12 protein-coding genes are annotated in these 15,443 nt (G+C 42.9%); all 12 read left to right on the top strand.

All coding sequences use genetic code 11. The features are described 5' to 3' along the window. The first annotated feature begins 28 nt into the window (after positions 1-28). The 12 genes from FBQ94_RS07295 (at position 29) to FBQ94_RS07240 (ending at position 15,268) form a co-directional block, all read left to right on the top strand. Complete coding sequence (locus FBQ94_RS07295; RefSeq protein WP_007223290.1) at positions 29-1,282, top strand: glycosyltransferase; 1,254 nt, start codon at positions 29-31, stop codon at positions 1,280-1,282. A 230-nt stretch (positions 1,283-1,512) separates the two neighbouring features. Beyond that, positions 1,513-2,049 carry a hypothetical protein gene (locus FBQ94_RS07290; RefSeq protein ID WP_007223289.1) on the top strand — a complete coding sequence of 179 codons (537 nt, stop codon included), beginning with the start codon at positions 1,513-1,515 and terminating at the stop codon, positions 2,047-2,049. A gap of 215 nt (positions 2,050-2,264) precedes the next feature. After that, on the top strand, positions 2,265-3,065 hold the full coding sequence (locus tag FBQ94_RS07285; RefSeq protein WP_007223287.1) for a glycosyltransferase family 2 protein: 801 nt from the start codon (positions 2,265-2,267) through the stop codon (positions 3,063-3,065). Positions 3,066-3,372: 307 nt separating this feature from the next. Then, positions 3,373-4,251, top strand: coding sequence for an ABC transporter ATP-binding protein (locus FBQ94_RS07280; protein WP_007223286.1), 879 nt, complete (start codon positions 3,373-3,375; stop codon positions 4,249-4,251). A gap of 662 nt (positions 4,252-4,913) precedes the next feature. Next, complete coding sequence (locus FBQ94_RS07275; RefSeq protein WP_007223285.1) at positions 4,914-6,251, top strand: ABC transporter permease; 1,338 nt, start codon at positions 4,914-4,916, stop codon at positions 6,249-6,251. A gap of 544 nt (positions 6,252-6,795) precedes the next feature. Then, positions 6,796-7,890 (top strand): HEAT repeat domain-containing protein, encoded by a 1,095-nt coding sequence (locus FBQ94_RS07270; RefSeq protein ID WP_007223283.1) that lies wholly within the window; start codon positions 6,796-6,798, stop codon positions 7,888-7,890. 12 nt (positions 7,891-7,902) lie between these two features. Next, on the top strand, positions 7,903-8,745 hold the full coding sequence (locus FBQ94_RS07265; RefSeq protein WP_007223282.1) for a tetratricopeptide repeat protein: 843 nt from the start codon (positions 7,903-7,905) through the stop codon (positions 8,743-8,745). 93 nt (positions 8,746-8,838) lie between these two features. Beyond that, a complete protein-coding gene (locus FBQ94_RS07260; protein ID WP_007223281.1) occupies positions 8,839-9,354 on the top strand; it encodes a hypothetical protein in 516 nt (171 codons plus the stop codon). A gap of 395 nt (positions 9,355-9,749) precedes the next feature. Next, the gene (locus FBQ94_RS07255) at positions 9,750-11,783 is read left to right on the top strand and encodes a secretin GspD/PilQ domain-containing protein (protein ID WP_007223280.1); all 2,034 of its coding nucleotides are present in this window, start codon (positions 9,750-9,752) and stop codon (positions 11,781-11,783) included. A 117-nt stretch (positions 11,784-11,900) separates the two neighbouring features. Further along, positions 11,901-13,457: a type IV pilus biogenesis protein PilM gene (pilM, locus tag FBQ94_RS07250; RefSeq protein WP_007223279.1), complete on the top strand. Its 1,557-nt coding sequence runs from the start codon at positions 11,901-11,903 to the stop codon at positions 13,455-13,457. Between the two features lie 337 nt (positions 13,458-13,794). Beyond that, a complete protein-coding gene (locus FBQ94_RS07245; protein WP_007223278.1) occupies positions 13,795-14,655 on the top strand; it encodes a hypothetical protein in 861 nt (286 codons plus the stop codon). Continuing rightward, positions 14,642-15,268 (top strand): hypothetical protein, encoded by a 627-nt coding sequence (locus FBQ94_RS07240; protein ID WP_285442071.1) that lies wholly within the window; start codon positions 14,642-14,644, stop codon positions 15,266-15,268. Before FBQ94_RS07245 ends, FBQ94_RS07240 begins: the two co-directional genes overlap by 14 nt. Positions 15,269-15,443 lie beyond the last annotated feature (175 nt).

Here is a 15,443-nt window from a genome sequence, read left to right as displayed (position 1 = left end):
TTATAGTCAGAAATAAGAAATTCTAATAATGATTATCTTTATTGCCATCTATTTTATTTGCTTTCTCTTTATCTGGTGGGGTTACTGTGGATCGATCATGGTATATTTTTTAACGGCAAGACTGAAAAAACAGAAAACCGTTACCGTAAACGATGATTTTCCAATCGTTACCCTTGTGATACCCTGTTTTAATGAGGCATCGTGGATACAGGCAAAGATAGAAAATACAAGATTACTTAACTATCCGCACGACCGTCTCCTGGTGATCTTTGCCGATGGGGGATCTACTGATGCAACCGTTCAATTGATAACGGACGGGATAAAGGAATTGCCATGGATGCGATTACTCATATCACCACGGAAAGGAAAAATACAACAATTGAACCATGCCCTTTTATGTAGTAAGGGAGAAATTATAATGAATAGCGATGTAGATGGAATTCTGGAAAAAGACGCCATAATGAATATTGCACAAGAATTCATGTACGATAAAGAAGTTGGCGTGGTGGGCGCATTTGTTTTTCCTGAAAATACCATTCCCATCGAACGTCAGTTCTGGATGATGCAGAACAAAAGCCGGCTCCTCGAAACGGAGGTGTTCTCTTCATCCATCGTGATCGCTGTTTGTTATGCCTTCAGACGATCTATTATCAGGGAGTTCCCTGATGATGTAATTGCTGATGACATCTTTCTCCCCTTCTTTGCAAATATGAACGGATACAAAACCATTTATAGTCAAAAGGCCGTGGCTTATGAGGCCCGTTGTCCTGAGAATATTTGGGAATTATTACAGCATAAATTCAGAAAATGTAATGCCTATATCATTGAGCTTCTGCGGTTTTTACATAAGTCCGCCTATATGCCTCTGCGCTGGAAGATGATCTATTACACAAAGCTCTTACAACTCCTCTTTTTGCCATGGTTTCTCGTACTCTTTTTCCTGATGACGACCTCATTTATTATTCTCAAAAATTACGAGCCTCTCTACTACTTGTATGGAATAGGCGGTATCTCGCTTATCATTGCGAGTTTTATGATGCGGTCCGTCCGTGTTCCTCATGGTATTCCAAAACCCGGTGGTTTCATAGTTGCCGGTGTTACCTTTTTCATTTCAAATGCAATACAAATTGCAGGCGCAGTTACCTTCCCGTTTTATCGGCAGTCTAGTAGTTATGAAAAGCTGAAGGGGAAGGAGGGGAAAATGGATAGTTTAGAAAACAGTACGGAGGATAAGGGGGTACAAGCAGCGATACATAGCCCCAACGGGGTGACATGTTTGTAGAAATGAAATTTAAACTCAGGGGAGTTATAAAATGACTCAGGAAAAACACACCCGTCTAAATCATCTGTACTAAGGAAGATTAACTTAAATGTATAGGAATTTCAATTATGTAGGGCAACCCTTTAGGGTTGCTCTTACCCAGGTACATTCCAGCGGGGAAGCAAGGCTAAAGCCTTGCCCTACGTCTTATAAGTAAATATATAGATCGAAATTTATAGAAAGGAAATGCAGTGGTACAGAACTATTTTTATCAATTGAGGCAGCTCCGGGTAGGAATGATATTGGCGCTTTTGACACTCCTTTACGGATTTGGCCTGGGGGCGGCATTTGGGACAGCAGAAGATGGGATGAAGGGATCCCTTAAGACATCAGCCCAGGAGGTATATGAGACCGTGTATAAAGGTGATAAGGCGGAGATGTCAAAGGTGACGGATAAGTCATGGACATATTTCAAACGGGCCCATCTTCATGCCAATGGAATGGGCGCTGCATCCCTTGGAATGATCATCCTGCTCTCCTTGCTGAAAGGACAAAGTGTCATGAGGATGATAACTGCTATAGGGCTGGGCGCCGGTGCATTAGGATATTCACTATTCTGGCTGTTTGCAGGGATGATGGCCCCAGGGCTTGGAAGTACAGGTCTTGCGAAAGAAACATTAGCATGGCTGGCCATTCCTTCCGGCGTGATGTTTCTTTCAGGGACGATTGCAGTACTTGTGGTGTTCGTGTGGTGTGTTCTGAAACCAACTGTTCAAGAGTTGGGGTGAGCCAGGTTTTAGAATGCCTGAAACCATAGATTTCGCAGATTACACTGATAGAAAAAAGGCCACCGCAAAGGGCGCAGAGGAGGGCTTTTGGTTCAAACCGTTTTACCTCTGCAATCTCAGCGTTATCGGCGGTGAACAGGTTTTTCTCTTATCTGTGAAATCTGGGTAATCTGTGGTCTCAATCTCTTTTATTAATGTATAAGGATTATAGAATCATGATTATGACTCAAAAAGGCTCAGCTAATGTGCAATCACAATTTCCTGAGTTACTACAGAATAGCAGGATGAGTGACGCACGGCAGGAATATCAAATGATGGATCTGATGCAGGTGAAAGTGTCTATCGTTATCCCTGTCTACAATGAGGTTCATACAATAGCTGAAGTAGTAAGCAATGTATTAGACACCCCATTCAACAAGGAGATTATTATCGTTGATGATGGTTCGACAGATGGAACTGTCGATGTCCTGAAGCAGATAGCACGGGTCAGACAAGAGGTAATAGTGATTTATGGTGAACGCAATTGCGGCAAGGGGGCAGCGATCAGGAAAGGATTTAAATTCTCGACAGGCGATATTGTGATTATTCAGGATGCCGACCTGGAATATGATCCAAGAGAATATCCCCTATTAGTGAAACCAATACTGGAATCCAAAGCCGATGTCGTTTACGGCTCAAGATTCCGCGGGGAAACACAGCGGGTGCTCTTTTTCTGGCATTACGTTGGAAACAAATTTCTTACCACACTGTCAAACATGTTTACCAATTTAAATCTCTCTGATATGGAGACAGGGTACAAGGTTTTCAGACGCGAGGTCGTGAAATGTCTTGATCTTAAATCAAACCGTTTCGGTATAGAGCCAGAACTAACGGCAAAGGTGGCACGGAAAGGGTTCAGGATATACGAGGTACCCATCTCGTATTACGGACGAACGTATGCAGAGGGAAAAAAAATCGGGTGGAAGGATGGGGCGCTGGCTATTTATACGATTCTGCGGTATGGGTTTTGGGATTAGGAGAAGCTACAGAGAGCGGAGAGAAAAGGAGATTTCAACCACGAAGAACACGAAGGAAAAGATAGTAATTACATAAAAGGACGTAGATTTCTGCAGATAAGCGCAGGTAATTATTTTCTAAGTTAACGATCACCTGCTTAGTGTCAGTGGCAGTGGTAGTGTCAGCAAAGCGCTCAAGTGATCACTACTTTGCCACTATCACTGATACTGACACTTAAAATAAACCAAGTTCATAGCTTTCTAGAAAAAAATAGATATTTTTAGCCATATTCGGGATTTAGTGTTTGTTGTTGAGAGAGGAATACACATGATAGCAAATAATTACGTTGTTGAGATCAATAACCTGACAAAGGTTTACCGGAAAATGTTTTCCACGCAGGAGATTAAGGCAGTAGATAATCTGAGTTTTTATATACGGCGAGGTGAGGTGTGTGGATTTCTCGGTCCTAACGGTGCGGGAAAGACAACCACGATTATGCTCCTTATGGGATTCCTGAAACCCACGTCAGGAACCATCTCCTTGTTAGGTCAAAAATCAACCCACGTCGGGGTAAAGGAACGGATCGGTTTCCTGCCGGAAGAGTCTTATTTTTACAAGTTTTTTAACGCTGATGAGATCTTAGATTATTATGGCAGCCTTTTTAGAATGGATGCGAAGGTAAAGAGGCGGCGTATTGATGAGCTGATAGAGATTGTTGGCCTGAAAGAGGCGAGAAAGAGGCGTATCAGGGAATATTCGAAAGGGATGCAGCGCCGGATCGGTATTGCGCAGGCGCTTATTAACGACCCTGAATTCATTATCCTTGATGAACCTACCAGTGGATTGGATCCCATAGGAACGCGGCAGGTTAAGGACCTTATTAAAAACCTTAAACAGGCAGGAAAGACGATCCTTATGTCTTCCCATCTGCTTGCGGATGTGCAGGGCGTCTGCGACCGGATTATATTGCTCCATCAGGGAAAGCTGATCGTTGAAGGCCCGACGCAGGAGATATTATCGAAAAAAGGCTGTATAAGGATTGAGGTACAGGATACCAATGGAAGGGTCCGGGAACAAATTAGCGAATTTGCAGAACGGAATGGTTTAAAGATAACGTCCGTAGGGACATCGAATATTACCCTTGAAGAATTCTTTGTGAAGAGCATCAAGACGGCGGGAGATGGTTATGGTGAGCATCGTGAGTAATAGAATTACCTGTATTGGAATTTCAAACTAACTATGCAGTGGCAAGGTACGCTTTGCCCACTACACGTCGCTAAAGTCGCCGAAGACCTGATTTCATGGAGAGAGAATTCAAAGTTTTCCATGATGCCGTTATAGTATCTAACAGATGGAACCGAACAGAATAGGGAGAAAGTTAAGTCTTTGTCTAATGGGTAAGTGTATGAAATGCAGAGGATTCTGAAAATGTCATTGCGAGGGTAGTGTCCGAAACAATCCCTTGAATATTTCAGAAGAGATTGCTTCGGAAAAGACCCTCGCAATGACAGACTGGGGAATCTTTCTTCAGTTGATGATATGTTCGGTTTCATCATTCGGATACTATAACACACCCATAATCCAATTGGAGAGACGCAAGATTTTGCGTCTCTCCAGGGGGAATGAACCCACCCCTAACCCCTCTCAGGAGGGGAATAAAAGCTAGTCCTCGACCCGATCGGGGAAAGTCCCCTCTCGGGAGGGGTTAGGGGTGGGTAAAAAAGAAAAGTCGTTGGGTTTTGTCTTTTAAAACCCAACCTGATTTGATCGTAGAGGATTTATATTTTTCATAGGGATAGAGAGAACAAACAAATAGATATTACATCCCGTTTATCCTGTCTCTCTATTATTTAAAAAAGGTTGACCGCATGATAAAAAAGATAGTGACAATCGCTCACGGAACACTGACGGAGTTTATCAGGAACAGGATTTTTTTCTTCCTGGTCATTTTTGGACTTATTATTGGAGGGATATCTTCAGCATTACCTGCAATGACGTCCGAGGATAAGATAAAGCTTATCCTCAGGGCAACAATTACCATGGTAGGGTTATTCAGTACCCTGCTGATTATTTACTTTATCGCCACATCCATTTACAAGGATATTGAGGAAAAGACCATCTATACAGTATTTTCCCGGCCTACCAGCCGTTTTGTTTATCTATCGGGAAAGGCTGCCGGGTTCTTTGCGATAGGATTTATTATCGTGTTTATGCTTTCCGGTATCACGCTGGCCTATCTGATGACGATTCATGGGAAGAGTCTTGCGGGAACGAATATCTTCAGGCCGGTAAAATACCTGAAAGGTAAAGGACCTGTTATTGTGGGCGAGGCGGCTAATCTTGAATTAATCTCAACCGGTGGCAGACTCATTGGGGATGGAAGCTATGCCGTCTGGGCATTCCATGACCTTGACCGGGTTCCCTTTCAAGGGGAAAAAGCAGACATTAGTTTAAAAATCGGGGGGGTAAATGCAGGCACCAATGCAGGGTCGGCTTTTGTCGGTGTGGATGTCCTGGATGCTGAAGACAAGTCCCTTCAAGCGACACACTATGCATATGTAGGGAATATGAACCCGGATACGCGGATCTCGATAGACAGGACTATTATCGAACAGAACAAGAGGATAAAGGTGAAGGTATTTCCCTCAGGGAAGGGTTATTATATTGCGCCACAAAAGGGTGATGTTGCATTTCTCCTGCGGAATCAATGCAGCTTCTACAGCAACTACTTCCGTTCCTTTGGATTTGTATTCTTTCTCGTCTCATTGCTTTCCGTAATCACGTTATCGGCTGCATCCTATTTTGGACAAAAGATGGCGCTTGTGATTTCATTCTTTGCATATATAACAGGAAATACCCTGCCATATTTAAAGAGCTTCGGCAACCTGATCGGCATGAAGAGCATTGAGGAGATGCAGGCATTTATTCCCGGGCATGGACATCTCCATCAGGCCGAGACCTATTCAAAATTGCCGAAATATCTTACCGATGGAGCACATATTATTACCTTGAAGAAAATTATTTTTTATTTCAGCAGTGCATTTCCGGATTTCAAGAGGTTTGATCCTACAGGATATTTCCTTCAGGGTACCTATATAGATAACATAATATTTTTGAAAATTATTGCTTATACGGCATTCTACGGCATACCATTCATGTTACTTGCGTGGTTGTGTTTCTGGAAAAGAGAATTGATAAGCAGGTAAGAGAAATCGTAAAGGTTTGTATTTTCGTTCTGACTGTCTCATGCCCTGAAGGGCAGGGATATAGCCCGTATGCATCAAGCTAAAATATGGAAACGGTGGAGAATAATAAACCACCCGTAATCCCTCTTGATCCCCCTTTAAAAAAGGGGAAATATATGGGTGTTTTAGAAAAGGGGGGAAATCCCTCGTTCCCCTTTTCTAACCTTATCCTTCTTTCCCCCCTTTTCTAAAGAGGGGTAGGGGGATTAGAGGGGAGCATGGACACACATTGCTCTTTTTCCAGGGAGATACCTCCTTTTTTATGGAACACTATTCTTATCGTATCAAACAGATGAAACCGGACGGAATATAATGAAACCAAATACAATGAGTCATGATTTGATTGCGCCATCACGGACAAACGAGTTTGTCCGTGCCACCCTATCAAAAATACGTTCGGTTTCATATCTTGAGTACTATAGCTTGATGCATATGGGAGTATAGCCAGGTATGAAGTCTCTGGATACAAAAATACATTGGTTATAAGAATATGGAAGGGGAATCTATGAAGATGAGAGGGCACGGAATGTATTTGTGTTACGCATTATTTGCAGGAGCGGCGCTGGCCGGAGATATTTACATAGGAAGTAGAGCATGTTCAGAAACGGTGCAACAGACAGAAAGAACTAATACCAACACTGCCAGGGCGGTGCAGCCCGGAAAGAGTTCCGAGACCCTGAAAGCTATTGAGCAATACACAGCCGTAGTAAAGAATACCGGGAAACATGATCGCAAGCGGTTATATGGCATATTAAGTCATGCACTCAGGGATGATGATATGGAAATACGAGCCGCTGTTGTATCTTCGCTTGGCTCTCTCGGAGATAAAGAAGTTGTCCCTGACCTGTTGTCCTCTCTTCAGGATGAAGAGTTGTGGGTAAGGCTTGCTGCTGCTACTGCACTTGGTGACATCGGTGATAAGGACGTTATCCCTGAACTCATTCAATTACTCGACCACCGGGATGCGCGTTTCCGGGAGTCTGCGTCTCTTGCCCTCGGCGCTTTAGATTACCAGGGAGAAATACCGGGTCTCAAAGAGGCCATAGAAAGAAAAGAGGTAAATCCCCGCATCGCTGCCTATCTGCTTGGCGATATGAGTAATCTGAGCGAAAGGGATATCGATGATTATGAGCGGAAGCTGAAAGACAGATCGGATATCTCTGCCCGTGTTGTTGCAGTCCTTGCCTTCGGGAAGATTGGAAAGATAAATAAGCAGGCTGTAGTAAAGCTTCGGAAAAGCCTTGAGGATGAGGAACCGATGGTGCGGGCGCTTGCAGTGATTGTTCTGGGAAGATTAGGGGATAAGGATAGTCTTGAGGTAATAGAGGTATTAAGAGACGATGATGATCCCATTGTTCGCGGTGTTGTAGCGCTATTCCTGGGTAAACTGGGAGGCAAGAAAACGTTACCGGCGTTAGAAAAACTGACCGTGGATGAAGAGATTTCGGTCAGGGCATCTGCTGCGTTAGCGATAGGGAAACTTGGTGATGCGAGAGGGATGCAATCTCTTGAGGAATTATTGCTGAAGAGTGGGGAAGATGATCTTGCAGTCAAGTTGATGAGTGTTGCAGCACTCTGGAAATTAACAAAGTATCGGTAAGGACTTTTACTTATGAAAAAAATAACCATAATAATTGGAGTTCTCATACTAACGTTTACCAGTTTTCATTTCCTTCTCAGGGAGATTGATACCTGCCGGGTGTCAAGCGGCCTTTCTGAAGGATCTGCATATGATGCTCTTTTGCCCAGTGAGTTTGTTGGAACGGTTGCACTCGGAGGGTTCCGGGCTGCTGCTGTCAATTTTTTCTGGGTAAGGGCTATGGATGCATGGGAGAAAAAGATATGGTATGAAGCGCTGACATTGTACCGGCTCATTTCGAAGCTGCAGCCAAGGCTCGCAAATATCTGGATTATCAATGCCTGGAATATGATCTACAACATATCAGTAGACTTTAACCATAAAGAGCAACAAGAATTGTCGTGGGAATGGATAAAGGAAGGGGTAGATTTTTTGAAAGAAGGGATAAACCGAAATCCGAAGAGTCCGGAACTGTACTTTTATCTGGGTTGGGTTTATTATGACAAAGGGAAAAATAGTATCTATCGTGAATATTTCCTCAAGCGTGGAGAGCATCCGGTAAAAGAAGCCTGCTATTATATCGGAAAGGCTGCTGAGTTTGCTCCCTCTGCTTATTATTTCTATAACTATTGGTATTCTTTTATGTTGAAGGAAAGGGCGCTCATTGAAGAATCGGAAGGGAACATATCTGAGGCGTTTACCTCGATAAACGATTCTATTACCGCACTGCGGCTTGCTGAGAAAAGTGTTCCGAAACACCCCGACTTTCAACAGTTTGAAGATGGAATAAAGATGAGGTTAAAGGAGCTGGACGAGCGGAAGGCGCTGCTGGAAAAGATGTGTGAATCGTCTATACAGGCTGATAAGAGAGGTTAAATTGAGAGAACGTGATAAAAGGGCAAATATCAGTGGCAGTGCTATGAATTTCTATTACCGATTCGAAAAATGAGTATTTCATTGTGGTGAGATATGGGTATCTTTTCAAGACTATCCCGATTAAAAAAAGCAGACAAACATTCGCCTCATATACAGGGGAACACGATCACCCGTAACCAGGATACAAAGGCAGTTCCTGATGTACAGGGGTATCCAGGTATTGAACTTGAGGACTATTATCTCTACTACCTCCAGGATTCTCTGAAGGATACTGTGGCATTAAGGGCCCGGGTTCTCTATATAAACAAGAGGGAACTTATGTTTGAGATAAGTAACGATAGCGCGGCTGCTGAGGCTCAAAAAGAGATTCAGAATAATTCAGAAACAGAATCATCATCGGTAGTGGACCCGGTTTTTGAGGAAGGCAAGAATATTACCCTGAAACTCCAGATCCCTTTCCGAAGTGAGTTTGTAAGGGCGACAGGCAGGATTACGGGTATTGAATATGATGTCGTCAACTATACGATCCGTGTTAAGGCCGCTTATACAAAGATTCTGGGGAGTGATAATGAAATATTGTTCGATACCATACTGGATATGTTGCTGTAAAAACCTGTTACTGAATAGGAATTTCAATTACGTAAAGCAAGGCTAAAGCCCATATGCATCAAGCTAAGAATAGTGTTCCATGAAAAAGGAGGTATCTCCCTGGAAAAAGAATAATGTGTGTCCATGCTCCCCTCGAATCCCCCCTACCCCCCTTTAGAAAAGGGGGGAAAGAAGGATAAGGTTAGAAAAGGGGAACGAGGGATTTCCCCCCTTTTCTAAAACACCCATATATTTCCCCCTTTTTTAAAGGGGGATCAAGGGGGATTACGGGTGGTTTATTATTCTCCACCGTTTACGCACGTTAGCTTGATGCATATGGGGCTAAAGCCTCGCCCTATATTGAAAAGTAGCAGCGTTACCAGGATAAACCATGAATCACGCGAAAGAATTATCTCATGGAATTTGACGAATATAAAGGGGAAATTTTACATGAAAGAGGTAAGTTCAATACTATGGTATTTGGATTTTTGAGAAAAGTTAAGATAACCATTATTTGTTTCAGCGCTCTCATTTTTTTCGCGAGTTGTACGCAACAGCCCAAGAGGGTTACTACGAATGATGAGGTTGATATCGTAGAAGAGAGCGATAAAAAAATACGTGAATTGAAGAACTTATATAAAAAAGGTCTCTACGATGAAGTGATAGCAATGGCCGAGAAACTCAACAAGAGCAAAGATCCGGAAACACGAAGGAAGGCAAATTTTTATCTTTACAATGCAAGACGCGCCCAGCTCCAGGAGAAAAAAGAACGTATGGAGAAGCAGAGCAGCCTTGACAAAGAAAAGATGCTGCTTGATGTTGAAAAAGAGGCGCATTTACCTGAAGAAAAGCCAAAGAAAGATCGTGAAGAGATCGAGGGAGCGCCTGGTTTAGGCGAATCGATATCACAGGTCAAAGAACTGTCACCGGAAATAAAAAAGAAGTTGATGCAAAAAGTAGGGATTATTGATCTTAATAACGTCGATCTGGACTTTCTGATCTCCGAGATATTCAGAAATACCGGCGTTAATATCCTGGCAGATGCCACAATCCTCAATGAGAGGAAAATAAATATCAGGGTTAGGGATGAGACCGTAGAGGACATTCTTAATTATCTCTCCGATCAGTATGACCTTGAGATGAAAACAAAAGGTAATACTGTCTACCTGACATCACGTGAGGCATCGAAAAAGAAGATTGCACGGGAGTTTGAAACACGGGTCTATCATCTCAATAAAGGACTGAACGAGTCGAAATTGGTCAAGGATTTTGTTGCCCTCTCAGATCTGAGTTTTGTTCAGAGTCTGAGTTCAATAAATGGCGGTATCGGAGGAGGTAGTATGGGTGGAGGCATGAGCGGGGGTATGGGCGGAGGTATGGGTATGGGCATGGGTATGAGTATGGACATGGGTATGGCGGGCGCCGGAATGGGTCCTGGCGGGGGAAAGGTAAGTGAAGTAAGTGGTAATCTGGGAAAGAAGTCATCCATTGAAGTTATCCTTGAGAATATTAAGGATTTGGTAGAGTGGCCTGAAGGGAGCAAGATACTTCTGGACAGGAAGAAGAATCTGGTCTTTCTACGAACGACCTCAAAGGTTCATAAAGAGATAGCGGCGCTTATAAAAGAATTAGATAAAGATCCAATTCAGGTTGTTATCGAATCACGGTTTCTTGAGGTGTCACATGTCGAGGATTTTGACTTCGGCATCAACTTTAAGGTAAAGGACAATTCAGGCACATTCTTTAACATCCCCTTTAGTGCGCCACCGGTAACTACGGGAGGTTCCACCGTAGTCTTGAGTGGTGTCATCGATCAGTTTGATTTTCAAGCAGTCTTATTTCTTTTAGACCGATCAGAGAATGTAACAACCATTTCTTCTCCAAAGGTTACAACTACCAATAATAGCCAGGCTACTATTGCCGTTGCCAGGAACGTTCCTTTTGTAGAAGATTACGAGGTTGTTACTTCAGGTGTAAGCGATGTCGAGCCTTCGGCTGGCGGAAATGTGATTGTTAGTGAGCCTGCCTTAAAGGCTAATATTAATGATCAGAATTTTGAGGGTATTGCCCTCAATGTGACTCCCAGTATCGGCGCTGATGCAAAGACTATCAGCCTGGTAATCCAGCCCGTTGTAAGAAGTGTTGTCGATGAGGAAGTGATTCAGAATGCTGCGATTATAAGAGATATTACCGTTCCGGATATTGTGCGGCCAATTATTGAGTCAAGGATAGTAAATACCCAATTAACAATTGAAGACGGAAATACGGTCGTACTTGGAGGTCAAATTACGGGAAGAAAAAACTTTACAAAACAGCAGACTCCATTTCTGGGTGATATTCCCATTCTCGGTAATTTATTTAAGAGAAAGACGACAAGGAATGAGAAGACACACTTGTTGATCTTTGTAACAGTCCGTATTTTAAGCCCCACCGGGCAAAGGTATTTGTAGATTCAAGTAAAGCAGGAACGAAGTATTTGTAAAAACAGATAACAAGGCAAGAAATATCATGGTATTTGTAATTGGTCAAAAAGGCATTTTTTTCTGCCGCGGGCAGAGGATCGTTATATGACACGGAAACGGAAGATTACTGCTACAGGGATAGATATCGGAATCGATGCGATAAAGGTTGTCCAGGTTGTAAAGCATGGTAAGTCCTTTCTGATATCAAACTGCGCCCTTATACCGATAAAGGAGTACCTGAAAGAAGGCAAGCTGATCCATCAGCCGCCGAAATTCCTTGCCCGTATGGTTAAGGCTGACCTTTCCAGGTCTAAACTCAGGATGCAGAATCCTGCAATAACCACATCGGCTGAAGATGTGCTCTATAAATATTTTTTTGTTCCGAAAAGCGTAAAAGAGAGGATGGTATCATTTCTTAATTTAATACTCTCTTCCCAGAATATCAACGATATTAATTTTGGGTTTTCAAGGATCGAGGGGGTTTCCCGCAGGGAAAAGAATGAATTAGTGATGGTTGCCCTGGTCAGGAATGATACCCTGGAGTTTATTCATAAGTTTCATGAGGGGCTGGTGCAGGGAATGAATCATTCGGTTCCGAGACCTCTTGCACTGTATAACCTTATTACTATTATGAAAGAAGGTACAGAAGGGGCGCTGCATTTCTGTGCTGATATCAGTAATGATGGTCTCGATATGGCAATTGTAGCGAAAGCCAATGCAGAGAAACCTGCAAGCAGGCTTGTTTTTTTCCGAAGCGTTCGACGGAAAATAACAGAAGAAAATACTACACAAGGTACATACCATGCAATTCATGACGAGATTCAGCAAACACTCATGGCCTGCCGGCGCGAACTGAAACTCTCGGTATTCGACATCTCTCATTTTTGGGTATCAGGTGAAAGATGCTCCGATAAAGGGTTAACAGGGTATCTGGGCGAGCGTCTGAATAAGGATGTCAGGGCCCTTGATACTATTGAAGCAGTTGGAATAAAAGTCTCTGATAAAAAGAGAGCTCGTGGTATGAACTATGACCCGCGCAGTATGGCGGTAGCCACGGGGTTAGCGCTTGGATCGCTGAACAGGATGCCTGTTTATATGAGATTAGTGTCCAGGCTCACTGAAATCAAAGACCGGGCTAAAAGGAACTTGAGATACCTCAAGATTGCCATGTTTTTTGTATTAGCCACGGCAGGTATGACCCTGTACTACAGCTATAGTGGTATGAAAGTGTACAAGGATAACGCAGCAAAGGCTGAAAATGCTTTGTCAGCCTATATAAATAATGAGGGCAGGCTCGTTGGTATTGCAGAAGGACAAAGGAAGCTCGGGGGACAGCTCAAAAAACTGAAGGATATTTGTGATAAGGATTTTTCTTATGCAGCACTGGTGAAACTTCTTGATGTAAAAATTCCCACAGATATTACGCTGAAGAATGTTGATATCATGACCGTGGGAGGATTCCAGTCCCTCGGTTCTTCCCGATGGCTCAGGCTGGAAGGGGAAGTTAAGGCAACGGAGGGCGGCGATAACCCGCTGGAAATACTCAAAAGTTATGTAACAAATCTGGAAGGGGTAAAGGGATTCAAAGGGGTCAGTTTTAGAGAAATTAAGGAACTTGGCAATCGAACGGTTACCTTTCACATAGAATGTGTAACAGATTGAGCATTTATTATAGCATTCAATCGATGAAACCGAACGGAACATGGCAGAAGTAGAGTCTTGGTTGTATGCAGGTGTATGGAACGTACGGAATTCTTAAAAAATCATTGCGAGGAGTGAAGCGGTTGCGAGGTGAGGGCTGAAGCAAACCCGGAGATTTCTTGCTGATACGCCCGGAACAGGCTCCACAATCCCTGCCTCTAAGATTGCTTCGGAAAAGACCCGCGCAATGACAGACTGAGGAATCTTTCCTCTGTTGAGGATATGTCCGGTTTCATCCTTTGGATATTATAGGTATCGGGTGGGTTAAGCGAATCCACCATATTAAGATAGGAATACTATGAAATCGATTTTTTACCGTGTCTCTAATACGTTGGGTATTAACAAGCGGGCTGTGTGTTTCCTTATTGCAGGGGTAATTATCACTCTTGTTGCAAGGGGGTACGCACATAAACATTTTATTGTCCCTGCAGAAAAACATCTGGCAAAATTCAAGGCATCCAGCCGGGAGCTGAAACGATATGATATCCGCGGCGTCCCTACCTATGATGAGCTTATTACGAGAGCTCAATATTTTGATGATTACTATAGAACCGAGGCTAAGAATATCAGGGATGTCATTTCGTTTCCAGAGGTGGAAAGCGAGTTCGTGATATCACCAGATGAGCGATTTGCTCATATTAAGGATAAACAATGTATCGACCGTTTCAGGGATATGCTTTCTGAGAAAATACCCGGTGTTAATGTATATGGAAAATTTTTTGAGGTAAAATCAATTCATACTGATATACATGAAATGAATAAACACCTCAGAAGGATGTGGCTACTGAAGATGTTTCTGGAACGAATGCTGGACGGCGGATTCGATAAGAACCATTTTGTAAGTATTACAGTAGGAGACCCCGGTGCGTCTAGCTCATTACAGGATCTTATGGTTTTCCAGAATATAGATCTGGTAATGATAGAAGCACACTGCAAACTCAGTTTAGACGAAGTATTGAAGGCCTTTCAGGTATTGAGAAAGTCGGAAGGATACTTTTTCGTCGAAGATATACAAATCCAGGTACCCGATGGGCATCAGGTTGTAGGTAAGGGTAAACTCAATGTCAGATTTAAACTCTTGTATCTTGAGCTTGTAATCAAAGATTCCATTACCTATGCCCCAATGACCCCGACATGGCGATTACATGCAAATGACTAAAGGGCAAACATATTTCGTGTCTATTCTTAAAAAATGGATAAAAGAACTGAACATAGAAAAGGTATTACTGATAATATCTGTGATGACGTTCTGTTCAATCTTCTTTTCCTTGCGGGGAAAACTGCTGCAGGATATCCCTGTATCGAAAAAAAATAAAGCAGCGGAAGGGATTCTGGAGAGAGTAAAGGGTTATATGGGATTACCCGATGAGATTCAGATACCAAAGCAAAAAATCAGCGATATTACCCTCACGGAACCGCAGGCAATTTTTATGAGAGACGCCATAGTACAGGAAAATGAACCGGTAACCTTAGACCGTAACCCGTTTTTTTCAGAAGCTGTGAATGCCATATTAGGAGAAAAGTCCACGGAAGCAGTAATTGAAAAAGAAGAATATCTGTTTATTGGAATTATGAATCTCAAGGAAAGGAGTAAAAGACTGAGCGTTGTATTGAAGGGTGCAAGATCAGGACGGTATAGAACTCTTTTAGAGGGTGATGAGTGGGATGGGATAAAGGTGATCTCTATCGATACAACCATTGCCCGGATCATGAACCGAAAAGGGATAATTCAGGATTACACTACGGCACCGAACAAATTTACCATTAGATGATAATTGAGATTGCAGAGACGTTTCGGTGGAACGCCTCTTTTATGAGATATGGTAGGATATATCTTGATGTATAGGAAATTCAAATTGCTGGTTCCTCCCCCTTGCCTGTCCTGAGAGGACTCGAAGGAATGAGGGAGGTCAGGTGGGGAGTGAAAGAAATAAGCAGATCACCCTC

Source organism: Candidatus Jettenia sp. AMX1, assembly GCF_030263775.1.
Lineage (GTDB): Bacteria > Planctomycetota > Brocadiia > Brocadiales > Brocadiaceae > Jettenia > Jettenia caeni.
The sequence above is the reverse complement of the archived record's forward strand: the minus strand, read 5'-3'. Positions and strand labels throughout refer to the sequence as shown.